This window comes from Actinomyces sp. S4-C9 (genome assembly GCF_000758775.1).
Taxonomy (GTDB): domain Bacteria; phylum Actinomycetota; class Actinomycetes; order Actinomycetales; family Actinomycetaceae; genus Gleimia; species Gleimia europaea.
This window is the reverse complement of record NZ_JRMU01000009.1, coordinates 17,702-43,062: the sequence shown is the minus strand read 5'-3', so window position 1 is coordinate 43,062 and position 25,361 is coordinate 17,702. Positions and strand designations below refer to the sequence as shown.

Genomic DNA, 25,361 nt, shown 5'->3' with positions numbered 1-25,361 from the left:
GAACTCGTTCGAGGCGGGCTGAATCTCTATTCGGGCCGGAGCATGACCGATGAAACGCCATTCTTTGCCACGAAATCGAATTAGTGACGTTTCGAGCGAAAAACTATTCCCCTAGCCATAGACGCTAGATCGTTTTCTAATGACTCACTAGAAGTCACATTCTTGGTCGATTTTGGTGCAGTGTGAGAGACACCCTGCGTCGAGTTGTTCGTCCGAACTTCTTCCGCATCATCTTCGAACGGTGCTGTAGATATTGCGGAAAGTTCGCCAGCGCTCTCTTCGCCCAGTCCAAGGGTTAAGACGCGAATCCCTTCAGCATGAAGCTGCCGAGCAAGGCTCGTTGCAGTAGACCTGGGGACACCTAGGTCTCCATCACCAAAGACGGCAATCACCGCATCTCCACCACTATAGTGACCTAGCCATTCCAGCAGTCCATCGCGCGCAAGTTCTATCGCAGGAGTGATCCTGGTGCCCCCGCCGGCTTCTGCCGATTTCAAAAGCTGGATTGCACGCGTGGGATCTTTGCTAAGTTCCACTGAACCTTCGACCTTGTGGTGCCAAAGAATGACACCCACCTCATATCCGCCACCGACCGCCTCGTGAATAAACTTGATTCCTCCTTGACGGGCAGACTCCAAGTTTCGCTCTCCCATGGATCCGCTAACATCAATGAGTAGATAAACGGCGCCACCCTGCGCGAATTTTTTCACCAGACGGTCAAGTTCAGGTCCGGGCGGCCATTCAGTCACGCCAACTGCGTCGTAGGTTTTCTTCATCCAGCCTGGCACGACTATTTTCCTCTCAACAATAGGCTTGTAACGCGTTTCTGTTTCTCTACCTCTTGCTCGTCCAAGACTCCGTGGACAAAAGCCTCTACGTGCAGCGTAGCGCGACCTCGTGCAGTAGATGCTTCTAGCGAGACAAGACCGTCCACCGACACACTGACAATAAGCTGAACTTCACTTCCCGCCAGTGAGGGTGGAATACCAGAAATCTCACCCTCAATCAGCGGGCGATTATCTTCCACTCTGGGAGACGGAACGTTGCCGCCTTGCTCAAACAGCTCAATGCGAACGCTCTCTTGATTATCAACTATCGTCGAGACAGAATGTCGATGTCGCGCAATAGGTAAAGGTGTGTTCGCGGGGAGGAAATGCTGAATGTACGGTTCGTCAGTGTACGGTCCCTGACTGGAATACAAACGCACGCCAATGGAACGTGGAAGTACGGATACGACACGGTTCGCAGAGGATGCCAAGACCGTGGTTTCACCGAGCTTCACCGTTCGTCGTTCTTTCGCCGCAAGCAATTGCTCCGACATGATTGCCGCGCCTCTAGCGACCGCCTTATCGGGATCCGTGAGTCTAACTGGCAATCCAAACTCACGGGTCAGCGCCTCCCTGATCATGGGCATCCTCGTCGATCCCCCGATGAGCAGGATTTGATCAACTGGAGGTGCTCCCGCTGCATTCGCAGTTTCCATTACCCTTCGCGTAGCCTGCAGGGAACGCAACAGCAGGTCGTAGGTTACTTCCTCAAAGCGATCGCGTGAAATCCGTAGTGTAATGGTCTGACCAGCTATTCGAATTCTCTCAGTAACCTTGTCAACACCTGAGAGTTTTCTTTTAACCCGTTCGGAAGCATCGTGAACAGCGCCGATAACATCCTCGTCAAACAGCAGGTCTTCCCCATCCGGTAGCTGTTCAACTTCCTCCCACAACAAATCCTCTATCCGCGCATCCCAATCAAGTCCACCAAGCCGCGCTTCACCGTCAACCGCCCAAACGCGGTAATGCCCCCTGACCATTCCGACAACAGCAACATCGAAGGTTCCTCCGCCCAGATCAAATACCAGCGACGTCAGATTCGGTTGCTCAGCCAGGCCATACGCATACGCAGCCGCCACTGGTTCAGGAAGCAGTTCTTCCCAGTGCAGGTTTGCGATACGAGCTGCTGCAGCTGTTGCTTCCCGCTCTGCAACCCCAAAATAGGCGGGAATCGTAATGACACATGAGAGCTCTTCATATGGCACATTCAGCACCCGTGCCGCGTCATTTCCGAGTTGATTGAGAATGAGAGCAGAGATTCCCTCGGGTGTAAGGAGTTGCCCACCGTACTCGAGGGAATACTCACGCCCCATTTCTCGTTTGATACCAACGATCACATTGTCGGCATCTTCCAGCAATAAATCGCGAGCATCTTCGCCCACGGTGACTTCCCCATCACTAGAAATATGCACGATCGACGGGGTTAAGGGAGCTCCCATATCAGTCGGCACTAGTTCCTCAGAACCGTCCGCCTCATAATGCATGACACAGCAATAAGTTGTGCCTAAATCTATTCCAATACTCTTCTTCATTTGTTCCTTAGCGATTCAGTAGCTATGGATTAGTTCCATTGGTCAATCTTTTAGGAGTGATTCCAATATTCCAAGAACGGCAGGATCAGCAAATTCTGGGTGATTGCCAGAAAGCCGCCCAATCATCTCGTTAACCGTTATTAGCGGTACATTACCGGGCCAAACCGTTCCCGGGGCAATATTTGCAACTCCCTGATTTGTGGGAAGAAGGACAACGTAAGACTCGATATCCAGATTGGGGAACGTAGTTTTAAATCGGGCATCAGCCATAGCCATATTTCTTGACATCTTGCGGGCCTTACCTAGATCTTGACCCGTCTTATTATCGCGAGCGTGAAGCATCGTTCCATCAGGGCTATGCCACGTGAAATCCCCGGCGACATAGATTTCAAGTCAATCAAATACATCGACGAGCCTTGAACAATCACGCAATCAACGTCGGATTCGAATGCAGTGTCGCGAATACCGCTACCGTCCGCCATAGGCATTCCAACGGACCAAAAGCTTGTAAAACTATCTATCAGATTTTCAATGCACAGAGCTTTGTAAAAGTTCACTTCACCCATCTGCCCGGAGTAAACATTCTGAGAAGAGAACTCAGAGTCGTGTAACCCCAGACCCGCAACGCCATACGCATTGAAGCTGATTGGCGCTTGAACTTTACGTAGTTCGTTTGGTTCGTAACCAGTTAAGGTTCCTAGCCTGTAGTCGCCCCTATTTTTCGAATAATTTTGCCTTCGCCTGCCATTGTCTGAGCTTCGATAGCCGCCTGACTCTGAAGAGCTGTCACGGTCGGGATTACCATACCGACGTGATTCGTTGCCCGTCTGCGTGTTTGATTGGCGCTGTTGGCGGGTATTGTTGGAATCACCCGACCCGTGGGACGGCGAAGCAAACCAATCAGCCTTTGCTTCATTGCCAGGCTTGATGGACTCTTTGAAACATCTGCTGATTTGTAGAGAGGTTTTTTCATTACGGCGCGAATAATAGGTGCAGCGAATATCTCTACACTAAAGACAGCTCCAACCGCATACGCTCCTATTGCCCCCAGCACCACCGCTATTAATAGCGAAAGCAACCATGGAATTCGTAGGATCGCAAGAATCACAAATATGCGCCAGGAAGCCATCTAAAAATGCTTGGCAAAGGTCTTTGCGTTCATAACTACATCACGAGGATCAATGATGAACTAGTCAGGATAGGACCTAATTGCAAAGGCGCGCCATCACCATATGCCCGCAGATTCCACAGTTGAATGATCACGGCAACAGCTACGACTGCGACCAAAAGCAACTGCAGTACCGTAGCAATGACTCGAATGGTCCAGTATCTTGCAGGGACGTCCCCAGTCATGCGCTCATGTTTTACCGGAGCCTTCATTTTCTCCTCCATCGTCTTAAATTCCTCGAAGTTAGCCTGAGTCAGTCTCTACTGAGACGTTTGATGAGCTGTTTCAGTCGCTGTAATTAGCTGCTGTGCAGTAGTGCCTTCAAGTAGCCACTCGAGCACTCTAAGCGGATGTCTACTGCTGTCCACGTCGGTTGTGAATCTAGAGTCCACGGCAAAAAACTTCGTGGCACCCAAATGATCGTACTCAATGCGTCGAATCATCCTGTCGCCGCCATTGCGCTCCAGCCACAACCTAATATCGTCCGATTCCGTTGGGATCGGATCGGCTAGCATCACTTTGTCTACTAAATCCGCTTTGGACAGAACTATTGCCAGGCGACGATCCGACAGGGTTAGACCGTCGCTACGAAGTCGATCGATCACGCTACCGTAGGCGTCATTTCCAGAACCTTGAGCAATAATGTCTTTAGATACGTTCTTGCTAACCTCTAGCTCGCTCTTAACAGACTCAAGAGCTAGCGGGTCAAGGACAAAAATGAGGTAGTTAGAAGAATCTATATACCTTAATCCCACAGAGTTTTCCGCCGTAACAAAGTTCTCTCCTGCAGCGTCCATCAGTTGGAGCTCAACTTGGGACGACTCATTCTCCAAAAGAAATGAAGCGCCTGACGGACTTTCTTGATGCGGAGTCTTTGCCGGCCCAGTTCCTTGTAAGGCAGCCGCATCTGACTTAGCCACCATATCGTCAGCAGTGCTGTTTAGAGAAACAAATCGCTCTTGGTTTGCACCATTTTGAGCCCGGTTCCGAAGCGAATCAACCAGGCAGTAAAGGAATTGTGTTTTCCCAGCACCAACCGAGCCAAAGATTGAAAGAACCGATACCTGGCGGGTGTGATCGCGGTCCGGGAGCGTCTGTTCGCAGAAAGCACACTCCGCCACCAAGGATTCAAAACGCTTCTCTCTACCAACAGGGAGCACCGCGGTGCATTCGCAAACGCGGGAATGGATACCAAGAGGTCCCGGAGTCAAATCGCGGTGCTTTCGTCCGCAATTTGGCTCTGGACAAAGAAAAACAGGCGCAGTATTCTCACGGTAGCATTCAGGGCATACCACCACAGCACCGAACTTCTTCATGTACCGTGCATCGCGGATTGCGAGAACCTTTGCAACGATAAACTGAACTACCGCTGCAACTGCCCCAACTAACGTAACCATCACGATCCAAGGCGCTGAGGCAATGAATGCGCCAGCAGCAAATGCTGCAACAGGAAGCCCGAGTAGAGTGAACCAGATCAGACGAGAAAAGAACCTATTTATTGAGTTCTTGAAGTGTGGCCATTTGTTCCACGCGGTCCTTGTGAATGATTTGATGTCGATAAGCAGATTGTTCCAAACAGCCGTCCTGTCAAACCGAAGTTGGTATGGCAGATATAACGCCCAAGCCTCATCCCACCCGTAGTTCTTTGCGCCGCCTCGAGGAGACCCACGCAGAACGTAACCACCTCGAATTCCCTGGGGCGAAGCCAATAACACTGGGACGCGGGACTTACCCCTAAGGATCTTAATAGGCAGAATACCGCCCCAGATTAGACCTCCAAGAAAGGCGATCAACCCAAGAAACGGAGCGACTGTGATGGATAGTGTAGCCAGGAGGTAAATCAGTGCCAGGTAAAAGACAACAATAACTATGAATGCAATAATGTATGGCATTGGAAATATCCTTTACCTCTTCGTTTTCTTCCGATCAGCTCTTCTATCTGAATCATCGCCCTCGTCAGGATCCTGACTACGTCCAATTTTTGCGACGGCTCCACCTACAAAATCTCTCATTCGGCTAATAGAAGTTGGAACCTTATCTATGTAGTCATCAAAGGCCGATGATAATTGCGATAGAGAACCGTCTTCGGCAACGAGCGTATGCATCAACTCCTGTAGCGGTTTAACATCCTTGATGCGCATGCTGGACGGGTCGACCCGCAACTGTTGTTGAATCGATACAGAAGCCTTCTGCGCAAAATCACGACGAACACCAGCGCTAAGCGCCCACTGCGACCAAACCTGCGGATCTGTACTGGGACTTGTACCCTGCAATGCGATTGTCCACAAGCGCGGGTCGAGACTACCTTCACGTGCCCGAATTGCTTCTCTACGACGCGATGGTTCAATGCTCGAGAGTTCCACCGCCGCAATACACTTGTTAACTTGCGCATTGTCAATTCCTAGGCGTACCAACGCCTCGGGAAGAAACTGCCACTTCCCCTGCAAGATTTGATTACCTAGCGTAGCGTGTCTTGGATCCTCTGGATTCGCACAAATCGATATGAAGATCGCGCCGATTCTATCGGCCGCTAAATCGGGAGCAACCCATTTGCCAATTCCCGCGTGGAGCTTGTCTGGATAATCTAAAAACTGTCTAATGACACGGTCGAACGCAAGAGTTAGCACACCCTCGTTGCCACCTCTTGGGAGCATTTTTGCAACTGATAATAGCGGGTCTAACTCAAATCCATTCGATAACTCAATCATGTTGAAGACTTGCTCAGACAGTCTTGCCCGATTCTCAGTTTGTGGCCACGTCAAACCATCCACGGAACTAAGCTCGCTAGCCCAAGCTGCAATCATTTTAGGATCGCCCGCGATCCACTCCACCGCCGGAAAAGTGATTGCCTCCGCCATCTCTACTTGACCGTTTTCAAGACTACGCCTAGCTGCACTTGCGGCACGTCTTGCATCGCCTTCTCCGACAAGACGGTACGCTGATACAGCATCAGCAAACTCATCAAAGTACGTGTGCAAATCGTCCACTGTAGCGGGAGTAGCAAGACCTTCAATTAGACTCACAGCGAGATCCCACTCTTCTCGACCCATCTCGGCATCTCGAGTACCTACTACGACTTCTGCTCCGAACGAACCACGTTCTACTCCAACGACTGGCATCCAACGCCTGGCCACGGAGACCACATCAAATAGATCGAAACTATCCAACGTTTGAGTCCACTCGGCTACTTTCTTAGCTGAAGCTGATACTTCAATATCTGACAGGTGTTTACCGAGAAGGTCTACAACGTTTGCGCCGTGAACCTCTGCATGAGTGTTCTCTGAATGTAAGCCCACTAGGGGGGAAGAATCTAAGAATGGATCCTGCACAAAGGCTCGGAGTTCAAGGTCGTACGCTTCTTCTATTCCGATGAGTAGGGTCCCCAGCGCCATCCATTGCAGCACGGTGTCCATATCATCGTGAACTAGAACGCACTTCGTAGGGTTTTCTGCTACGGCTTGTTCAAGCATCGTCAAGTATTCGGGAAGGATCCTTGACGCCCAAGGATCTTCGAGCAACTTCAAAAGCTCCTCAGCTTCGAACTCTGGACGAACTTGTACAGGAGTAGTCCAAGGCTCAGACTTCTTTGAGGGCGCTTTTTCGAGCTTCCATTCTTCTGCTCCAAGTATCTGTGCCGGACGATAAGGTTCGAGGTCTGCTCGATCCGCAGTTACGATCGCTTGAGTCAGCTGATTGCCACGGCGCCCATTGGCCGTGGTGCCCGTTGAAAGTCCCCGTGAGAATGTGTACTCGCCATCGTTACGACTGAATGCAGCTGTTTGGGGCTGATCCGTTTCCGGCCTATCTTGCGGCCAGTGAGGATCCGATCTATGAAGCATTACCTCCCGGATTCTGCGACGACGAGTCCCATCGATGCCGGGAGACACCGATTGGAAGTTGAACCCATCAACCCCGTCAACGGACTCTTCAGTTGTCACATCAGTATATATTGCGACCTCAATACTCATGTTGTCACGCTTTCCTGACGGGGATGAAACCACGATCGGCCATCAGCCACAGAATTGGGTCAGCTACTCGGTGTGGAAGCAGACCTCTTTTATTGATGGTGCCTGTTCTGTAATCTGGTTCCGCTCCTAACGCGGAAACACCAAAAAGCCTGTAGTTTTCGTACTCCAAGTCCAGTTTCCGCAACAACCCGTCGCCGCCCCACCTATCAATGAGTGATGCCACGTATTCGTGGGCTTCCAGCGACTCCGCTTCATCAAAGACACCGTCTTCCGAACCCGGTTTCCTGAGAGGATGATTTGGTGGAATCTGGTCGAAAAAGGCATCAATTTTTGAGATGGCAACTGCAATAGGAGTCTTGATCTTCTTGTTGCGTTTTACCTTTCCCGCGGTCTGCAGGATGTAAGTAATTCCATCTAGAGTGCTCTCGGGTGTATCAACGCTATCTACCGCGCTTTGTCCAGACTGAACTGCTCGTTCTCTGTTTTCCGGGAAAGCAAACGGGTCAAGCAATAGAATCACGCCAGATGTCTGGCCCAAATATAGCTGCTTTATTGCCTCATCCTGACGGGATACATCCTCACCTGCAGAGTCATAGAATGAAAAAATCGTTGAGCGCGGCTTCCCCTTCACCATGTACTTCCACTCATACACTGCGGGTTCCTTCTTTGCTCCACCCGTTGCCTGTGTCTGGGGAGGCAATTGGCCAGATCCGGACGCCATGTCCTGTTCATATCTAGCAAGATCTCGCGCCAGGCCGGACATTCCTCCCGGATTATCGATTGACGCATCAAATCGACGCGCAACCGTAGTCACGAGCTCCCTATGCAGAACTGAAAGCAATACCGTTTTGCCTGAGTTTCTGACACCTACCAAACCAAAGAGCGGTGAGTCACCGTTCAAACCGCGGGGCAAAATGCTGTGACATGAGGGGCAAATGCGGATTCCGCTCTCACCACCGCAACTCGTACACTGCATTGAGGATGAACCCAGAAGATCCACGTTATGTCCATACTGATCCTGTACAGGATTTCCGTCCGAATCACGCGAGACGATTGATGGCTTAACCGGGGTTGAATCGCCGAACTCAGCACGCCGACGTGGATCCGTAACATCCTGGCAGGCAGGTCGTCCTGGTTCACCTCGCCCATTGCATCGGAAAGCAACTTTCTTCAGATCCAGATCCTGATAACAGAAGGGGCATGCGGTCTTCTGATTTCCAAAAATCGAAAACGACATTTTCATCCTTTCAGCTCTGAGGGATCCCGTGGCATCACGTCAATACCAGATTGCTCTACCGGGAAAATTGCAAATGTGTAAGGGGAATCTACCTTTGGCAGTTCAACTTCGAAGGAGGCGCTACCTCCCGAAAATTCAAGCGTCTCATGCGCAATCACACGCCCGTCATCAATGCTGAGAGGTATGTACCTACCCCGTTTGACTACTACAGCGACTTCTAATGTTTCCAGCTCACCCTGACCCTCAATCTTTACGTGAGCGACCGTATTTCCAAATAGTCTTTTCTTCAGTCGCACCGCGTATTGAAGAACAGGGGGATGTGCTACCTTTTCGAGCGGTACTGAGACCTTCGGGGAACTCCACTGCTCGCCCTCAATTGAGACAATTGTTCTAAGTTCTACGTCAGTTATGAGATCAGCGTTCTTAAGGTTAGCTCCACCGTCACGTCGGTATCGTGCATGGGTAAACGTTCGCGTCCTCGGAATACCGTCAACAACCCACGAAACGTCTACCTTCGCATCATTTCGCGACCAATTCCACGATATCTTTACGTCATCGCCATAACGCTCAGCATGAACATTTTCCGGAGGATCTACCCACCCCTGGATTACATTACTTCCAACCAATAATCCAGAATCTGTGACCGTGAGGGCCACAATTCTGTTAAATCCGCCTGGTGCTAAGAAAAACTGGCTACCGTCAGTCGAAGTCAAACCAGCTTGCGCCTGAAGTCGTTGTCCACCAATGTCTACCAACTGGTTCGCAGTTGTTTCGCTGCCTGAAGGCATTTCAAATTCAGGCGGAACCTTCCAAAGTTGAACTTCGAAGCCGCTCGGGCCAGTCCAATATGCACGGAGGATCTTCACGCCATCGGAAGTCTGAGAAGCCTCAATTTCGAGATCGTCAACGGGTGTTGCCTGTGCACGTGGCGTAACCGTTCTTACTACGGGGGGAGAATACTCGACACGTCCATTGACGATGTATTTCGCCCTTAGACGAGCTTCGTAGCGAACACCAGTAGTCAATCCATCTATTGCAATACGAGATTTGTCGTTAACCTCTCGTTGCAATGAGGAGCCGTCCGCACCTGTTAGATCAATAACCAACCCGGCAGCTGATTGCGGTAAGGCCCATTGGAAGGCAACATCCGTCAATCCATTTCTGACTTCAACATCAAGAGGCGGTGGAACAAACAGAATGGTTGCGCCCGCTGCTTCAGAAGGAGCGGACTTTGGTTTCTGAGCAAAAACTGCGTATCCCAATGAGGATCCTGCGGGTGGATTCTCGTCTCTGAAACTATTTTGTCCGGCCGGTATTTCATATTTTTTACCATCCAAAATGTCGGATGGAATTCTCCGGTCTTGACGGACAACTGTGTATGTGACATCGGAACCTACAGAAGGATTCCACGTAATCACTACGGCTCCATCTTCGCCCCATACGCGAATCCGCGATGGAGAAACCGGCGGGACACTATCGCGCAGATCTTCTAAGCTTTCATCGCCCCTATCAAGACCTAGTGCTGCTTCTATTGCCTTAGACGCGGTAGCATAGTCACCCTTGCTCTTGGCATCACGAAATTCAGCTACGTACTGTTCTTTTTGATCAAGAGCGCCATCAATCTGTTTGATCAGCGCAGCGTACTCAGCTTTATTCTCGCTGGTTTCCCCAACTGCAAGAACTATGCGTTTCGCTTCTTCGAGAAAGCCGGAAGCAAACTTTTCTCGCGCACTTTCTAACGAAAGTTTCGATCCGGAGGCTCCTGATCTTTGCTCACTTACAGCGTGCACAATTCGCGAAGCGTCCAGCTGTTTGATTCCATTTGCGACAAGTGAATCTCGGACGCCCACAAGAGTATTGCCGCGTTGCAGTTGGGCTGTAACTGTTTCAACGATCGCCGCGATGACGGTCGATTGCAAAGCTTTTTCATCGGCAGCGGCGTCTTTTACCGCGCCAAGGAACTTCTGAGCATCCTGCAGTGCGTCAGTATCACGTCCCTGCTCGCTTCTACGTCGCGCCTTTTCAATGTCTTGTAAAGTTATCGGCCTCCCATTCGCAGAAAAAGAGTCAAGTAGCTCGATACTCTTCAAGTCATCAGTTCGATGGATAAGGATCAGATCGAAGATCGTTGGGTAATCGGGATGCTTGGATACGGCGTTCCAGATCGGAACTAGCTTCTCCGGTAGCTGGTTCTTTGAAAGATCTAAAGCAGGTGTTACCGTCAAACCGTGAGAATCTGCCTTTTGTTTGATGCTCAGTGGAGTAACACCTTTGATACCCATGGCAGGCAGCCTGCTCAGTAGGCTGTCCTCATCCACCACGCCCAAAGGATATTCCGTCGCCAGTTGGTTCAGAGTCTGGTCTATCGAATCGCGCAAGTACTTTTGACGTGAATCGGCAAAGCCACTCCAGGTTTTGGCAAGGAGTAATTTCTGGCCTTCAAGACTACTCAGGTGCGCAAGCAACTGATTTAGAAGCTTTGCAGCCTCCATATTCTTTTCGGACCGATTCAATGTCGACTTGAGTTTAGGTATCCAATGGTCCAGCTCTTCGTCTTTTACGGGCGACGGAATTCCATACAGGAATCCCAGATCTAATTCAAGATACTTCTTTGAACTCGGGTCCTTCTTTATTGCTGCCAAGGCATCCCTTACGAGATCTTTCTCATCACCTCTCTGTACTGCCCGTAAGACTTCTTTTCGATAAGTTTTTGGATCAAAACCATCCACGAGATGGTCCTCCGAATTCTACGAGCGTAGTGACAGTGCACTAACCTTGGCGGTTTCGGCTTCAACTTGCTCAGCGTCCAGCACGGTAATCATTGCTTCGAGTTCCACTTGGTTTCCAGTGTTTGGATCTGAAGCAACCATGGTCACGAGGCCTTCACCAGAGATGCGCGTCGTAATGTCGATCGGAGAACCCTTAGGCAGTCCCTCAGGTAGCGGAAGTTCGGCATCCTTCATCAAGCGGTTATCGTCTGGTAGTTCAGATTCTCGCTCACCACCCTGCTCATACATCGAAACCACCACGGAAGACTGGTTATCAACGAGGGTTCCAGCTTCGATCGGATCCGGAGTCATCGGAATCTCATCATTTGCGTGCGCAAAGAAGTGAATATATCCGACTTCGTCTTCAACAGAACGGCTGAACTTAACGCCTACACCTCTGGACAGAACGTTTGAAACCTGAAGGGTAGAAGCTCCACCTAGGAAATACTTAGGCTCTGCCTTGGCTTCGGTACCTTGGACCTGATCATCATCCTCTCCGTCTACCATCAGGACCTCATCTACTGCAGCCTTTCCGTAAATTGCTGCTCCCTTTGCTACAGCGAGGTCGAATTCCGTGTCTTCAGCATCCCAAGATAAACGGTTCTTCAATGCTTCCCTGACCATGGGCATGCGGGCAGATCCTCCTACCAGCAGCACTCTGTCAACTGAGATATCTGGATCATTTTTGCGCGCGATCTCCATGGTGCGCTCAGAGATTTCAATCGTCTGGTTAATGAGGTGTGAAGTTTCAGCTTCGAACTCTTCTCGCGTAATTTTAACGTTAGCTTTGGTACCTTCTAGGACCAGACGAACTGTAGTTTCTTGACGCTTCGTAAGTGTCTTCTTAGCGTCTTCAACCGCAAGTCGAAGATCAATCATGAAATCGTCGTCGAAATGCGGATCGTCGTCATAGCCGGTCTCTTCAACAAACTTCTTGATGCACAACTCGACGAGCGCCTCGTCCCAATCAGCGCCACCAAGTTTACGATTTCCGTCGACAGCAACTACTTGGACCTTTCCTGCATCCACCTTCATTACAGTGGTGTCAAAGGTTCCTCCGCCCAGGTCGTAGACCATGATTGTTTCTGCACGATCAGACTGCATTCCAATCGAAAGCGCCGCTGCAACCGGTTCTGTAACAATACCGATCACCTCAAGACCAGCGATCTCTCCTGCCTGCTTGGTTGCTTCACGTTCTTGTACGCCGAAATACGCGGGAACTGTAATGACTACTTTCTGAACTTCGCCGCCCGTTTCCTGATTTGCTGCGGAAACCAGTTCCTTCAAGATAAGACCTGAAATTGCTTCCGGGGAATAAACCTCACCCTGGAACTCCTGAGGGAACTCAGTACCGATGTGACGCTTGATCAAGGTGCAGGCATTATCTGGATCAGAAACTGATACACGCTTGGCTTCCGCACCAACGATTACATCACTAGGACCTTCAAAGTAGACCACCGACGGAGTAGTTTGGTCACCTTCGAAATTTGGAATAATCTCAGGCGCACCCAAATCACTAATCCGTGCAATTGCCGAATAGGTCGTTCCAAGGTCGATGCCGTATACGGTTTCAGACATGAGGATTCCTTTTTCTATTACTTGTGAACTGTGCCGTGGTTGTATTTGGGGGTGTTGTTTCTAATAATTCTGCATCACACTTATGATGCCGTAGGCGTGAACCGCCAGACTGAAACGAGTGTTGGCAGGAACGGGCGCTCGCTTGTTGCATACATGTAGCCCTTCCGATGCACTCGTCGTATTGTGCGATCTAGCTCCTGTTCATTCGTCGTAACACTGCGCACCACGTGGTGAACGGATGCTTTCAAGCTTCCACCGACCTCAGCTTCTATCGGTTGCAAGTCATACAGGCCTAAGATTTCTTCAGCTGAGGAAGCAAAATATTCAAAATCCTCAGCCGCGGAACCTTCTTGCTCACGAAGCTTTGCGGCAGTGTCTTCCGCTTCGGTGATTAAAGTGGCAAGACGCTCAAAAACTGGCTTCAGCAGAGTTCTTGTCAGATCACCTGCCTGTTCTTCTACGCGCTTGTGGAGCATCCTGTTGAGCTCCTGCGACTCTTTTAAGCGTTCAGCTAGAGACGCCACCGAATCCGAGAGTTTGCCAAGTTCAGCGACGTTTGCCTCTAGAGTAGCCGCTGGTGCATCATTCTCATCTGGGCTAGATTCTTCTGCTACATCTACAGCGATGTTTTCAAGCGCGTCAGCTGGTGTTTGAACACCATCGGCAGAATCAATAACCTCTCCGGTCGATCGATCGTCAACAGTCTCGGTTAAATCGTCACCTACGCCGGTGTCACCCTGGTCTTCTTCAGGGACTTCTTGAGAGTCTTCTTCCACAGAGTCCGCGCCAGAATGCTGACCAACTTCATTTTCGATATCTGTTTCCGATGTCACGGCCAATCCTCAACTTCATTGCCACGGATTCTGCAAACTGAATGACTTACGGGTCTTGTCCTTGAAGACTTCGCACTCACGCATATTTTAGGCTTAAGTCAAAATTAGAAGTATCCACGTCCATCTGGTGGGATACGTAACATTAACAAACGATCGGTTCCCCCCCCCACGCCAGGCGATGCGCACATTTGAACAAAATGAAAGGCGCGGAGCTTCTGGAATCATCCAGCCGCTCCGCGCCTCTTCAGTCAGCCTTTACAGCATGCAGGAAACACAGCCTTCAACTTCGGTTCCCTGAAGTGCCATCTGGCGAATACGCATGTAGTACATCGTCTTGATGCCCTTACGCCACGCGTAAATGTAAGACTTGTTCAAGTCGCGCGTTGAAACCGTGTCCGGGTAGAACAGCGTGAGCGACAAGCCCTGATCCACGTGCTGAGTTGCCACAGCATACGTGTCGATAATCTTCTCCGGACCAATCTCGTAAGCGTCCTGGTAGTACTCCAAGTTCTCGTTCGTCATGTACGGAGCCGGGTAGTACACGCGCCCAATCTTGCCTTCCTTACGGATCTCAATCTTTGAGGCAATCGGGTGGATCGACGACGTCGAGTTGTTGATGTAGCTGATCGAACCCGTAGGCGGAACCGCCTGCAAGTTCTGGTGGAACATGCCGTACTCACGCACATTCGCCGCCAACTCACGCCAATCATCAGGCGTTGGCAAGTACACGTTGGAGTTCTCAAACAGGCCCTTCACCTTATCGGTCTTCGGCACCCACTCGCCCTCAATGTACTTCTTGAAGTACTCACCCGAGTAGTACTGCGAATCCTCAAACCCAACAAACGTTTCCCCGCGCTCACGCGCAATCTTGTTGGACGCCTTAATCGCCTGGTAAACCACGGCGTAGAAGTACATGTTCGTGAATTCCAAAGCCTCTTGCGAACCGTAGAAAATTTCTTCACGAGCCAGGTATCCATGCAGGTTCATTTGACCAAGGCCAATGGCGTGCGACATCTGGTTACCACGCTCAATAGACGGGGCAGACGCAATATTTGCCAGGCCCGAAACCGCAGTGAGGCCGCGGATAGCTGTCTCAACCGTAAGCCCAAAGTCGGGCGAATCCATCGACTTCGCAATGTTCATCGAACCGAGGTTGCAAGCAATATCCTTACCAACCTTCGCGAACGTCAAATCCTCGTTGTACTCCGAAGGCTCCGATACCTGGAGGATCTCCGAACACAGGTTGGACATAGAGATACGGCCCTTAATCGGGTTTGCACGGTTCACCGTGTCCTCAAACACGATGTAGGGGTATCCCGACTCAAACTGGATCTCTGCAATCGTTTGGAAGAAACGACGAGCGTTGATCTTCTTCTTGTGGATCTTCGGGTTCTCCACCATTTCGTGGTACTTCTCAGTAACCGAAATCTCCGTGAACGGAACGCCGTAGACGCGCTCCACGTCGTACGGGCTGAACAGGTACATGTCCTGGTTGCGCTTAGCCAGCTCGAACGTGATGTCTGGAATCACCACACCCAGCGAGAGCGACTTAATGCGGATCTTCTCATCCGCGTTCTCACGCTTCGTGTCCAAGAACGACATGATGTCGGGGTGATGCGCATGCAAGTACACGGCACCAGCACCCTGGCGAGCACCAAGTTGGTTCGCGTACGAGAAGGAATCCTCAAGTAGCTTCATTACCGGAACCACGCCGGAAGACTGGTTCTCGATCTTCTTGATCGGCGCACCCGCCTCGCGCAAGTTCGTCAGCGACAGCGCCACACCGCCACCACGCTTCGAAAGCTGCAACGCCGAGTTAATGCCGCGCGCAATCGACTCCATGTTGTCTTCCACGCGAAGCAAGAAACATGAAACGAGTTCGCCGCGCGCCCTCTTGCCCGCGTTCAAGAACGTGGGGGTTGCCGGCTGGAAACGACCCGAAAGGATCTCATCCACCATCTTGACCGCAAGTTCCTCATCGCCCTGCGCCAAGTACATGGCAACCATGACAACGCGATCCTCAAAACGCTCCAAGTAGCGCATCCCATCAAACGTCTTCAACGTGTAAGACGTGTAGTACTTGTACGCACCAAGGAAGGTTTCGAAACGGAACTTCTTGTCATACGCGTGGTCATACAGCGACTTAATGAACTCAAAGCTGTACTGATCCAGAACTTCCTTCTCGTAATAGCCCTCTTCCACCAGGTAGTCGAGCTTTTCCTTCAGCGTATGGAAGAACACCGTGTTCTGGTTGACGTGCTGCAAGAAGTACTGCCTCGCGGCCTTCTTATCCGCATCAAACTGAACCTTGCCATCACGGTCATACAGATTCAGCTGAGCATTCAGCGCATGGTAATCCAGCTCGGGCGGAAGCGCGCTTTCCAACCCCGTGTCAGTCAGATTTTCTGCCAAAATTCTCTCAATCCTTCTTGCACTTTAGAAACATCCTGGCTGGTGCCAAGAAGCTCGAACCGATACATGTGTGGCACACCCAGCTTGCGAGCAATCACATCGCCGGCAAGACCGTAAGCCTGACCGAAATTCGTGTTGCCCCCCGAGATTACCCCGCGGCACAAATCCCGATTCTCTTTCACGTTCAAAAACTTGATCACCTGTTTTGGAACCGCGCCCTTCAAGTTCCCGCCCCCGTAGGTGGGAACAATCAGCACGTACGGTTCATGCACATACAAGAACTCATCGCGCGGCAACAAGTGAATGCGCGAGTTCCTAAACCCCAACTTTTCCACAAAACGTTTGGTGTTGCCCGTCGCTGACGAAAAGTACACAAGAAATATGTCCTTGTCCACACTCTTCTTTTCCGACATGACTTACCTTCTGCTCAACTGCTGTTTTTGAATACTTCTGATTCGAAAGGGTTTCACGCATAGTTAACCCGGCCACCAAATGTGACGGCCGGGTTTGGCTTTAGCCGTTGACTACGAGGGCGGCTTCCTTAGCGATCTTCTTAATCAGATCTGGACGGTAGCCCGCCCAGTGCTGGTCGCCAGCCATAACCACAGGAGCCTGCACGTAGCCGAGCGACTTCACGAACTCAAGCGCATTCGGATCCTCAGTCAGATCGACCTCTTCGTACACCAAATCCTGCTTGTTCAGCGCGCGCTTAGTAGCGTCACACTGGACGCACATCGGCTTGCTGTAAACGGTGATGCTCATGGCATTCTCCTCAACGATTCTTATCTAAGACCCGGACGAATCCGTGCCTTGTAACTACACTCATGTGATTGTACTAGATGTTTAGCCTGTATGTAACTTCTAGACACTATACCTAGTGGTTGAGTTACATCACGACCACAATATGGAGCATTTTTCTTCACTCAAGAAAGAGAGGCTGTGGACGGCCTGACAGCAGTCTGTGGACGTGAAACGGCCCTGTATACGCGGCCTCACCCCCTCTTCATCACTGTCTGGAACCGGCCATAAACAATGGTCTAACAGGGGTAGGACAAACATTTTGAAAGCCCCGAACCAGACGCTGCTGCGCCCGGTCCAAGGCCTGTTGAAACTGTGGACAACCGATATGCACACGCTGTGGAAACTGTGGAGTGGACGGATGTTAAATGCCCTCGAAAATTAGTGCGCTCGGGCGTGTCGCACACTCGTTAACACTCAACAACGTTTACGGCCAGGCCACCAGCCGAAGTTTCTTTGTACTTCGACATCATGTCCAGGCCCGTCTGCCTCATCGTCTCAATCGCCGCATCCAACGGAACCGTGTGACGCCCATCGCCCCACATGGCCATACGCGCCGCATTAATCGCCTTCACCGCCGCGATCGCGTTGCGCTCAATACACGGGATTTGCACCAAGCCAGCAACCGGATCGCAGGTGAGACCCAGCGAATGCTCCATCGCGATCTCCGCCGCGTTCTCCACCTGGGGAGCGCTGCCCCCAAACGCCTCCGCCAAACCAGCAGCCGCCATTGCTGAGGCCGAACCGACCTCGCCCTGGCAACCCACCTCGGCGCCCGCAATCGACGCGTTCGTCTTAATCAGCGACCCAATCGCCGTGGCCGCCAGCAAGAACTTGCGGGTGGCCTCCAAGCGGTTCGCCTCACCCTCCGGCGTGAAATGCCACAGGTACCCAAGCGCCGCCGGAATCACACCAGCCGCCCCATTCGTTGGGGCCGTCACCACGCGGTGACCCGCCGCGTTCTCCTCATTCACCGCGAGCGCATACAGGTTCACCCAATCCATCGCCCGCAACGGGTCGTCCTCACTACACGCCCACTTATCGCCCTGCGCGGGGCCAGAACTACGCCCGCCCAGGCTCTTAAACAGGTTCGACGCGCGCCGCTTCACCCGCAGGCTACCGGGCAGAACACCATCGGTATTACACCCCGCCTCGACGCATTCCTCCATGGTTTTTGCAATCAAATCAAGGTAGGCGTCCACGTCTTCGCGCGAGCGAGCGGCTTCCTCGTTAGCACGAACCACATCCGAGATTGACAAGCTCTCGCGCGCGCAGGTCTGCAACAGAGCCGAGGCCGTGGTGAACGGGAAAGGTGCGGCGGTGGCGTGCAGCTCGGCCGCTTGCGGCGTAGCGAGAGCCCGCACGTTTGGTCGCTGCGGATCATCGGACAGGTCTTCCATCACAAAACCTCCACCAACCGAATAGTAGGTACGCGAGAACTCGTTGCCATCACGCTTCGCGGTAAGCGTCAGAGCGTTCACGTGATAGGGCAAAACGGTGAACGGTGTCATCACGATCGGCTCCATGCGGGCCTCGCACCAACCGCCCAAAAGACCGACCACACCCGTGCTTTCCACACGTTGCGAGATTGACGTGACCACCTCGCCCGGAACGGTATCCGGCATGTAGCCCTCCAAGCCCAGCAACACTGCGCGGTCGGTGGAGTGGCCGCGGCCCGTGGCACCCAGCGAACCGAAAAGCTCCGCGTACACCACCTGCGGCCTGAAATCCAGCTCGTAAAGCTCCTGCGCGAACGCTTGTGCTGCCCTCATCGGCCCAACCGTGTGCGAAGACGAGGGGCCGACGCCAATCCGGAACATATCGAACACGGAGAGGGGGCGCGCCGAATCCTCAACATCAATCAAACCGGAAATCATGCCGGCAGGGCTTGGCCCATCCACGTGGGCCGGAGCGGCAGAAGGTTCAAAAACCATCGGGTTCCTTGAGCTAAATTAGGTTTTACGAAATACCAGCGAAAGCGGGCACATGCACATCCTACGAGATTTACACGCAAGCACTGATCTTAAAACGGTCGCTATCGCAGCTGCCATGGATATGGAGACCGAACCGCTCCTTGACCTCACCAACTTTGGGCCAAGCCTTGACATTGCGGGCCAAACCTGGCATGTAGGCGTTTTTGAGGGGGAGGCGGGGCCACTCCAACTTTGTGTTATCACCACGGGCATTGGCCTGGCTAACGCCGCGAGCGCGGCCGCCCGAGCGCACCTGGTTTTTGGAGAAAACTTGTGCGCATACATGTGCGGCGGCACCACGGGTGGCCTGGGCGCGCAAACAAGTGTGCGAGATGTTGTTGTGGGTACTGCCTTCACCTACTCGCGGGCCGATGCCACCGCCTTTGGCTACGCACCCGGGCAGGTTCCCGGCATGCCCGAGCAGTACTTCGCGGATCCGGCACTGGTAGAGAAAGCTCGAACCGCCCTCGAGAATGAGCTCCTGCTCGGCGATTGTTCTGCGGCTGACCGCCCTGAGGGGGCCAACCAATCTGCAGATTCTAACCACCTCCAGGGCACGGGCACGGTTTGGTTTGGCCAAGTGGCCTCCTCTGACGCTTTCATCACCGCGGCAAACGTGGAGCAAATGCGTAAGACCTTCCCCGCCGCCCTCGGTGCCGACATGGAAACCACGGCGGCCGCCCAGGTTTGCGCCCGCGCCGGCGTGCCGTTCATTTCTGTGCGGGCAGTCTCGGACCTTTGCGGACCCGCCGCCAACCAAGACTTCCACATTGACGGCGAAGTAGCGGCCGCAATCAGCGCCCAAGCCGTGCGCGCTCTGGTAGCGAGGCTTTAGCTCGCAAGGCCTGCGTATACCGCCGCCGTTGCCAAATCGCGTAAACCATCCTGGCGCAAGCCCGGCCAACCCCACACCTGGCGAGTCAGATCTGCAGGCACCGCACCAACCCCTGCGGCCGCTCCCAGCAACGCTCCCGCCAGGCAAGCCACCGTGTCCGTGTCCCCGCCCGCGCGCACCGCAGAACTGACACCCATCCAAACCGGGTTCAACTGCGCATTGCCGCGCTGCTCCCACTCGGCCACCCGGACAGCCGCCAACACGCGATCCATCACCGACACCGCATCCAAACCAGCACCCAGCCCAGACGCTACGCCCGCATCATTGCCTCGCATCATCGACAGCAAGAACGCTTCGTCCTCGCCCGCCACACCTTCAACGCCAAAAATGGGACATTCTGACCCCAGGCTTCCGATTCCATCCAAAACATTTGCAACTGCCGCATGCCAGTCCAGGCATTCCTGCCACGGCCTGCCCGGCGCAAAACCCGCGAGCGCCCCCCGCAGCAACTGCGCGTACGAGGCCGCCAGCAAAGCGGTACGCGGATCCGGCGTCACCATGCGCACAACCTCTAAACTCACCCGCGTGCACTCGCGAGAATCCAACGCCGCAGACAGTCCCACCGGCACCATGAGTGCAAACACCTCATTGCCAGCCACGCGTGCACGCGGACGCAAACTCTCCCAGCGGGCACTCGCCGCAGCCACCAACCGGGCAACGCTGGGCGACTCGCCCTGCTCCTGCTCAATCCGCCCCCGCAAATGCGCTGGAGCAAGCGAAGGCTGATCCGCCCACTGCAAAACCGCCTGCAAACCCGGAGCCACCTGCGCCGGATGCGAGCGATACCAAGCCATCAATCGCACAGCCAACTGATCTAGCGCCACCTGCGAACCAAGCGGGCTCTGAGCAGCTACCTCCAGCCCCAAAACAGCCAGCTGCACGTCCGCGCCCCACTCGCCCTCATCAAACTGGCCGCTACGTCCTCGCAAATCTAAACGTTGCGCGTCCGTAGGTGGAGTGGCAAGCTCCCACGGCACGCCGAGGGCAGACCCAACGGCCATCGCTGAAACCGCCCCCACCGCAGATAGCGCCACATCCGAATGTTCGCGCCGCACGCGCACTAGCCTGCCGCGATGTGGGGTGGGCGCGTCTAACTCACTCACGCTCCAGCCACGCGTCAGCAAGAAGCTGGAAAGACCGACGGCGAAGCTCAGGATCCCACGCGTAAGAGACAACAATCAGCTCGTCCACACGGAACTGCTCCACAAAACTATCCAGGTACTCCACCACATCGTCAGGCGAGCCCACCACGGCCGTCGTGTTCAAACCTTGCGCTGCAACGTCATACTGCAAAGCCGCATTAGGCTTCGACAGCGGCTCATTCTTGCCCTTGCTGAGCCCATCCTTCCAATCCGTGTAAGAGGTGAACAGGTAGTTTGCCTCCTCCCGAGTTGGTGCCACCAGCACATTCACGCCCGCCATGAAGACCGGGCGATCCACCTGGGCCGTAGGAGCCTCCGCGTTAAAGTTCGCGCGGTACGTCGCTACCGCGTTACGCAAGTATTGGGGTGCAAAATGCGACGCAAAACTGTAGGGCAAGCCCAGCGCGGCCGCCACCTGGGCGCCACCGAGCGAAGATCCGAGCATCCACAGCGGAACCTCGGTTCCCTCACCTGGAATCGCCAAAATCCTATTGCGGATCGAGGCGAGATTTGGAGACAGCCCGAACGCCGCGGCCTCCGCTCCAGCAAGACCAAAATCGTCAACCGGGCTCGGCTGGAAATACTGCACCAGCTGGGCCACATCAACACTGAAATCATCCAACTGGCCGCTTCCGCGCCGCAGAGCCGAGGCCGTCACCGGATCGGTGCCCGGCGCGCGGCCAAGCCCCAAATCAAACCGGTCACCGTAAATCGTTGCGAGCGTACCGTAATACTCCGCAACCATTAGCGGCGAATGGTTTGGCAACATCACGCCGCCCGCACCCAAACGAATCGTGGAGGTGTGCTCCGCTGCCCGTGCCAACAACAACGAGGTAGCCGACGACATGAACAAACGAGAACCGTGGTGCTCCGCCATCCAATACCGCTTGTATCCCGCACTCTCCGCAAGGCGCGCCAACTCAAGCGAATCATCCAGCGCCCGGCGCCTACCCAAACCAGCAGAAACCGGCGACAAATCCAAAATAGAAAGTGGAACACGCATAACTAATCCTCCAATACCTGAAAGCTTACCCATGCCCAGCAAAAGCCATCTGATGAACGCGATTTTTGCCTACGGCTCGTAAAAGGCTGCGAATCTAGCCCTTCACTGCCCCATCTGTCATACCAGCCATGAAATGGCGTTGGAGGGCAAAGTACAAAATCACCATCGGCAAAGCTACCAGCACAGCACCCGCAGCCAGCAGGCTCGAACCCTGCGTGTACTGGCCCTGGAAGAACGCCAACCCCAACGGTGCGGTGCGCATCTTGCCCGATGGCGACATGACCAACGGGATCAGGAAGTCATTCCACGTCCACATAAACGTCAGCACCACCTGCGTAACCACCGTTGGCACGGCTATCGGCACCAAAACCGACCTCAAAATCCGCAAATTTCCGGCCCCATCTATTTGCGCGGCTTCAATCAAAGACCTATCCACGCTCCTAAAGAACGCGCGCATCCAAAACGTTCCGAAAGCCAGTGACTGCGCTATCTGGGGAAGTGCAATAGCCCAAATCGTGTCCGTAAGCCCCAGGGACCTCAAATCGAAAAACAAGGGCAACACAATTGCTTCAGACGGCACCATGATCCCAAGCAAGAAAGTGAAGAATAAGATCTTCTCCCCGCGCGGGCGCAACACGCCCAAAACATAGCCGGAAGCTATCGACAACACCAGCGCCACCGTCACCACCAGCAACGCCACCATTATCGAGTTGCGCATGTAAACCGAAAAGCGCCCCTGCTCCCACGCCGCCGCGTAGTTCTCAAAATGGAATGAGTCCTGCCCGCCAAAAGACTCCGGCTGCAATGACAGCACCAGAATCCGCAAAATGGGCACCAACGCTCCCGCCGCAAACAGCGTGAGCACCACGTAATTAATCAGTTGTTCCGTACGCGAGGGTCTCATTATTCACGCTCCCCCACCAGGTTGAGGGCCAAGTTAATCAAAAAGATCACCAGCGTCAGCACCACTGCGAGCGACGAGGCTGTTCCCACCTCACCAATTCGAAACGCCTGATAGTAAACCTCGTAAGACGGCACGGTTGTAGCACTTCCCGGCCCGCCCGATGTGGTCACATACACGAGGTCAAACGTCTTCAAAGCCGCCACAATCGTCAAAGTCAAAGACACTATGATCTCCGCGCGAACCGACGGCACAGTTATTGCGAAGAACTGACGCACCCTGCCCGCACCGTCAAGCATCGCAGCCTCATACAAATCACGCGGAATCGCAGCCATGCCAGACATCAAAAGCACCGTTACCAGGCCCAGGCTCACCCACGAACCGATCAAGCCCACCGCGGGCAGAGCAAACGTGAAATCACCCAGCCACGCCCTCGTCAATGATCCCAAACCAATCGCACGCAAGAACCCGTTAATTGGCCCGTCCGGGGCGTAAATTCCTCGCCACGCAATCGCTAACACCACCATTGCGATCACCTGCGGTAAAAACACCACCGTGCGGAAAAATCCCAGGCCGCGAATCTGCGACCTTGTCAACAGCGACGCCAAAACCAGGCCCACGCACAGGGGAATAACCGCATAAAAAATGATCAAAATTAGCGCGTGTGAGAACGCCGCCAACAACCGCGGATTTGAAAACGTCTCAATGTAGTTAGAAAAGCCTACGAACGTTGAATAGCCCAGCCCATCCCACTTATACAAAGACAACTGGAATACGCGGATCAACGGGTAGAGCATGAACGCCGCATATACGGCGAAAGGCACGGCCATCAAAGCCAGAGCGGCCAGCGTATTACTACCTCGCTTAGTCTGGCTAAATTTCACGGCCGATCCGCGCGCAGCCCCACTCTTTGAGTCTGCACGCGGATCGTTTGAAACCGTTGACATGTGCCTACTTCACAAAACCGGAGTAGTCCGCCTCCAGAGCATCCAAGAACGCCTCCGGAGTCATCGATCCCGCCATCAACTGCTGCAACGCATCACCAAGCGTCTGGTTAAACGTCGGAGTTGCGTAGTCCAGATACGGCAGAATCTCGCCTTCCTCGGAAACGGTTGTGAACACGTTCAAAACGTCTGCCACAACACCCTTGGTGCCACCCGCATACTTCGCAGCGTCATTAACCGGCACGTTGCCCGTGTCGGCAAGCACCTGCATGGCCTCATCAGTGGTGATGAAGTCAATGTATGCCGCGGCTACGTTCGGATCCTTTGCCGAAGACGTGATCGCGAACGGCAAGCCTGTGCCGCCGGTTGTTGCCGGCTTATCGCCAGCCATCGGCGGGGCCATGAATGCGACGTCGTCACCCATCGCCTCCATCAGATCCGGAGCGAGCCAAGAACCGGCGATCAAGTAAACGCCGTCGCCCTTGGCAAAGCTCTGCCAGACCGAGTCATAATCAACGCCGTTGAAGCCCTCGTTGAAGTAACCGGACGTCGCCCAGTCCTGCAACTGCTTCGCTGCCGCAACATTCTCATCCGACTTCCACGTAGCACCCGCATTACCGAAACCAAGTGGGCGCACCTGATCTGCCGGAACGTGAGCGGCCTGAACCGCGCCAAACAGGTGGAACGCAGGCCACTTATCTACGTTACCGAGCATTAGCGGCGTCTTTCCCGCATCCTTAATGGTCTTCAACTGGTCACTGAACTCATCCCACGTCTTCGGTACCTGCAGACCCAACTCTTCAAGTCTTGAAGGCGCGTAGAAAACACCCACAACCTCGCCTACCTGCGGCAAGCCGTAAAGCGATCCTTCACCAAACTTCGTGGCGTCAGCCGAATAGGAAGAGTAAGAAAGAATGCTGTCAGAGTAGCGGTCCCGCCACTTGTAAGCATCCGCCCATGGATCCAGCGGAATGATCTGTCCAGCCGAAACAAACTGTCCCATCATCGACCGCGCATTATTTGCCTCCACAACATCGGGCGCGTCATCACCCGAAAGTGCGAGGCGAAGCGTGGTTTGCAGATCATCAAACGACTGCGAAACCCGATCAATGGTGATGTTTGGATACTTCTTCATAAACGCCTTATTCAGGCGCTTCATCTGCTCGTCCTGGCCTCCGCGAACCTCCTGGTCCCAAACCGTCAGAGTCTGCTCAGGCAAGCTCGAAATATCCGTAATGACCTCACTTGACGCACCACCCTCACTGGGGCTCGATTCGTTAGAAGGTCCGGGAGCACATGCTCCAAGCATTAGCACCACAGCCGCAACTGCAGCAGGTGCAATAAACTTTGCAGGCCTCATCGCCCTCCCCTTTCGAAAATTG

Annotated in this window: 21 protein-coding genes; 1 reads left to right on the top strand and 20 read right to left on the bottom strand. The window is 53.4% G+C overall.

Annotated elements, in window-relative coordinates; all coding sequences use genetic code 11:
- Window positions 1-80: 80 nt before the first annotated feature.
- From HMPREF1628_RS04500 to HMPREF1628_RS04430, 15 genes are all read right to left on the bottom strand, one after another.
- Window positions 81-776 (bottom strand): vWA domain-containing protein, encoded by a 696-nt coding sequence (locus HMPREF1628_RS04500; RefSeq protein ID WP_156956875.1) that lies wholly within the window; start codon window positions 774-776, stop codon window positions 81-83.
- Window positions 777-790: 14 nt separating this feature from the next.
- Window positions 791-2,359: an Hsp70 family protein gene (locus tag HMPREF1628_RS04495; RefSeq protein ID WP_034508482.1), complete on the bottom strand. Its 1,569-nt coding sequence runs from the start codon at window positions 2,357-2,359 to the stop codon at window positions 791-793.
- Between the two features lie 42 nt (window positions 2,360-2,401).
- Entirely contained in the window at window positions 2,402-2,701 is a 300-nt protein-coding gene (locus HMPREF1628_RS04490) for a hypothetical protein (protein WP_034508479.1), read from the bottom strand.
- Window positions 2,702-3,056: 355 nt separating this feature from the next.
- Window positions 3,057-3,467 carry a hypothetical protein gene (locus tag HMPREF1628_RS04485; protein WP_232219379.1) on the bottom strand — a complete coding sequence of 137 codons (411 nt, stop codon included), beginning with the start codon at window positions 3,465-3,467 and terminating at the stop codon, window positions 3,057-3,059.
- A gap of 56 nt (window positions 3,468-3,523) precedes the next feature.
- Window positions 3,524-3,739: a hypothetical protein gene (locus HMPREF1628_RS04480; RefSeq protein WP_156956873.1), complete on the bottom strand. Its 216-nt coding sequence runs from the start codon at window positions 3,737-3,739 to the stop codon at window positions 3,524-3,526.
- A 48-nt stretch (window positions 3,740-3,787) separates the two neighbouring features.
- Window positions 3,788-5,419 (bottom strand): TRAFAC clade GTPase domain-containing protein, encoded by a 1,632-nt coding sequence (locus tag HMPREF1628_RS04475; RefSeq protein ID WP_034508474.1) that lies wholly within the window; start codon window positions 5,417-5,419, stop codon window positions 3,788-3,790.
- A 12-nt stretch (window positions 5,420-5,431) separates the two neighbouring features.
- Window positions 5,432-7,495, bottom strand: coding sequence for a GAP1-N2 domain-containing protein (locus tag HMPREF1628_RS08640; protein WP_052038875.1), 2,064 nt, complete (start codon window positions 7,493-7,495; stop codon window positions 5,432-5,434).
- A gap of 4 nt (window positions 7,496-7,499) precedes the next feature.
- The gene (locus tag HMPREF1628_RS04465) at window positions 7,500-8,369 is read right to left on the bottom strand and encodes a TRAFAC clade GTPase domain-containing protein (RefSeq protein WP_198030403.1); all 870 of its coding nucleotides are present in this window, start codon (window positions 8,367-8,369) and stop codon (window positions 7,500-7,502) included.
- A 365-nt stretch (window positions 8,370-8,734) separates the two neighbouring features.
- The gene (locus HMPREF1628_RS04460; RefSeq protein ID WP_034508470.1) at window positions 8,735-11,461 is read right to left on the bottom strand and encodes a hypothetical protein; all 2,727 of its coding nucleotides are present in this window, start codon (window positions 11,459-11,461) and stop codon (window positions 8,735-8,737) included.
- A gap of 18 nt (window positions 11,462-11,479) precedes the next feature.
- The gene (locus tag HMPREF1628_RS04455; RefSeq protein WP_034508467.1) at window positions 11,480-13,078 is read right to left on the bottom strand and encodes an Hsp70 family protein; all 1,599 of its coding nucleotides are present in this window, start codon (window positions 13,076-13,078) and stop codon (window positions 11,480-11,482) included.
- An 80-nt stretch (window positions 13,079-13,158) separates the two neighbouring features.
- Complete coding sequence (gene grpE / locus HMPREF1628_RS04450) at window positions 13,159-13,911, bottom strand: nucleotide exchange factor GrpE (RefSeq protein ID WP_034508464.1); 753 nt, start codon at window positions 13,909-13,911, stop codon at window positions 13,159-13,161.
- Between the two features lie 255 nt (window positions 13,912-14,166).
- A complete protein-coding gene (nrdE, locus tag HMPREF1628_RS04445) occupies window positions 14,167-16,323 on the bottom strand; it encodes a class 1b ribonucleoside-diphosphate reductase subunit alpha (protein ID WP_034508461.1) in 2,157 nt (718 codons plus the stop codon).
- Complete coding sequence (gene nrdI / locus HMPREF1628_RS04440; RefSeq protein WP_052038873.1) at window positions 16,308-16,736, bottom strand: class Ib ribonucleoside-diphosphate reductase assembly flavoprotein NrdI; 429 nt, start codon at window positions 16,734-16,736, stop codon at window positions 16,308-16,310. Before nrdI ends, nrdE begins: the two co-directional genes overlap by 16 nt.
- Before the next feature lie 100 nt (window positions 16,737-16,836).
- The gene (gene nrdH / locus HMPREF1628_RS04435; RefSeq protein WP_034508458.1) at window positions 16,837-17,085 is read right to left on the bottom strand and encodes a glutaredoxin-like protein NrdH; all 249 of its coding nucleotides are present in this window, start codon (window positions 17,083-17,085) and stop codon (window positions 16,837-16,839) included.
- A gap of 446 nt (window positions 17,086-17,531) precedes the next feature.
- On the bottom strand, window positions 17,532-19,055 hold the full coding sequence (locus HMPREF1628_RS04430) for an L-serine ammonia-lyase (RefSeq protein WP_034508456.1): 1,524 nt from the start codon (window positions 19,053-19,055) through the stop codon (window positions 17,532-17,534).
- A 52-nt stretch (window positions 19,056-19,107) separates the two neighbouring features.
- On the opposite strand from HMPREF1628_RS04430, the gene HMPREF1628_RS04425 reads away from it, so the two are divergent.
- Window positions 19,108-19,929, top strand: a complete 822-nt coding sequence (locus HMPREF1628_RS04425; protein ID WP_052038872.1) for a 5'-methylthioadenosine/S-adenosylhomocysteine nucleosidase — start codon at window positions 19,108-19,110, stop codon at window positions 19,927-19,929.
- Here HMPREF1628_RS04425 and HMPREF1628_RS04420 read toward each other — a convergent pair.
- From HMPREF1628_RS04420 to HMPREF1628_RS04400, 5 genes are all read right to left on the bottom strand, one after another.
- Window positions 19,926-21,092 carry an ADP-ribosylglycohydrolase family protein gene (locus tag HMPREF1628_RS04420; protein ID WP_034508452.1) on the bottom strand — a complete coding sequence of 389 codons (1,167 nt, stop codon included), beginning with the start codon at window positions 21,090-21,092 and terminating at the stop codon, window positions 19,926-19,928. The genes HMPREF1628_RS04425 and HMPREF1628_RS04420 overlap by 4 nt on opposite strands.
- Entirely contained in the window at window positions 21,085-22,167 is a 1,083-nt protein-coding gene (locus HMPREF1628_RS04415; RefSeq protein ID WP_232219378.1) for an LLM class flavin-dependent oxidoreductase, read from the bottom strand. The genes HMPREF1628_RS04420 and HMPREF1628_RS04415 overlap by 8 nt, the downstream gene beginning before the upstream one ends.
- Before the next feature lie 61 nt (window positions 22,168-22,228).
- Window positions 22,229-23,038, bottom strand: a complete 810-nt coding sequence (locus HMPREF1628_RS04410) for a carbohydrate ABC transporter permease (RefSeq protein ID WP_034508446.1) — start codon at window positions 23,036-23,038, stop codon at window positions 22,229-22,231.
- On the bottom strand, window positions 23,038-23,982 hold the full coding sequence (locus HMPREF1628_RS04405; RefSeq protein WP_198030400.1) for a carbohydrate ABC transporter permease: 945 nt from the start codon (window positions 23,980-23,982) through the stop codon (window positions 23,038-23,040). The genes HMPREF1628_RS04410 and HMPREF1628_RS04405 overlap by 1 nt, the downstream gene beginning before the upstream one ends.
- A 4-nt stretch (window positions 23,983-23,986) precedes the next feature.
- The gene (locus tag HMPREF1628_RS04400; RefSeq protein WP_034508443.1) at window positions 23,987-25,339 is read right to left on the bottom strand and encodes an extracellular solute-binding protein; all 1,353 of its coding nucleotides are present in this window, start codon (window positions 25,337-25,339) and stop codon (window positions 23,987-23,989) included.
- Between the last annotated feature and the right edge of the window lie 22 nt (window positions 25,340-25,361).

Coding starts and splice junctions, on each gene's coding strand:
- HMPREF1628_RS04490 (WP_034508479.1), bottom strand. CDS start 2,701: ATGCTTCACGCTCGCGATAATAAGACGGGTCAAGATCTAGGTAAGGCC.
- HMPREF1628_RS04480 (WP_156956873.1), bottom strand. CDS start 3,739: ATGAAGGCTCCGGTAAAACATGAGCGCATGACTGGGGACGTCCCTGCA.
- HMPREF1628_RS04415 (WP_232219378.1), bottom strand. CDS start 22,167: ATGGGTAAGCTTTCAGGTATTGGAGGATTAGTTATGCGTGTTCCACTT.
- HMPREF1628_RS04405 (WP_198030400.1), bottom strand. CDS start 23,982: ATGTCAACGGTTTCAAACGATCCGCGTGCAGACTCAAAGAGTGGGGCT.
- HMPREF1628_RS08640 (WP_052038875.1), bottom strand. CDS start 7,495: ATGAGTATTGAGGTCGCAATATATACTGATGTGACAACTGAAGAGTCC.
- HMPREF1628_RS04500 (WP_156956875.1), bottom strand. CDS start 776: ATGAAGAAAACCTACGACGCAGTTGGCGTGACTGAATGGCCGCCCGGA.
- HMPREF1628_RS04495 (WP_034508482.1), bottom strand. CDS start 2,359: ATGAAGAAGAGTATTGGAATAGATTTAGGCACAACTTATTGCTGTGTC.
- HMPREF1628_RS04430 (WP_034508456.1), bottom strand. CDS start 19,055: ATGGTTTTTGAACCTTCTGCCGCTCCGGCCCACGTGGATGGGCCAAGC.
- HMPREF1628_RS04425 (WP_052038872.1), top strand. CDS start 19,108: ATGCACATCCTACGAGATTTACACGCAAGCACTGATCTTAAAACGGTC.
- HMPREF1628_RS04410 (WP_034508446.1), bottom strand. CDS start 23,038: ATGAGACCCTCGCGTACGGAACAACTGATTAATTACGTGGTGCTCACG.
- HMPREF1628_RS04455 (WP_034508467.1), bottom strand. CDS start 13,078: ATGTCTGAAACCGTATACGGCATCGACCTTGGAACGACCTATTCGGCA.
- HMPREF1628_RS04400 (WP_034508443.1), bottom strand. CDS start 25,339: ATGAGGCCTGCAAAGTTTATTGCACCTGCTGCAGTTGCGGCTGTGGTG.
- nrdI (WP_052038873.1), bottom strand. CDS start 16,736: ATGTCGGAAAAGAAGAGTGTGGACAAGGACATATTTCTTGTGTACTTT.
- HMPREF1628_RS04475 (WP_034508474.1), bottom strand. CDS start 5,419: ATGCCATACATTATTGCATTCATAGTTATTGTTGTCTTTTACCTGGCA.
- nrdH (WP_034508458.1), bottom strand. CDS start 17,085: ATGAGCATCACCGTTTACAGCAAGCCGATGTGCGTCCAGTGTGACGCT.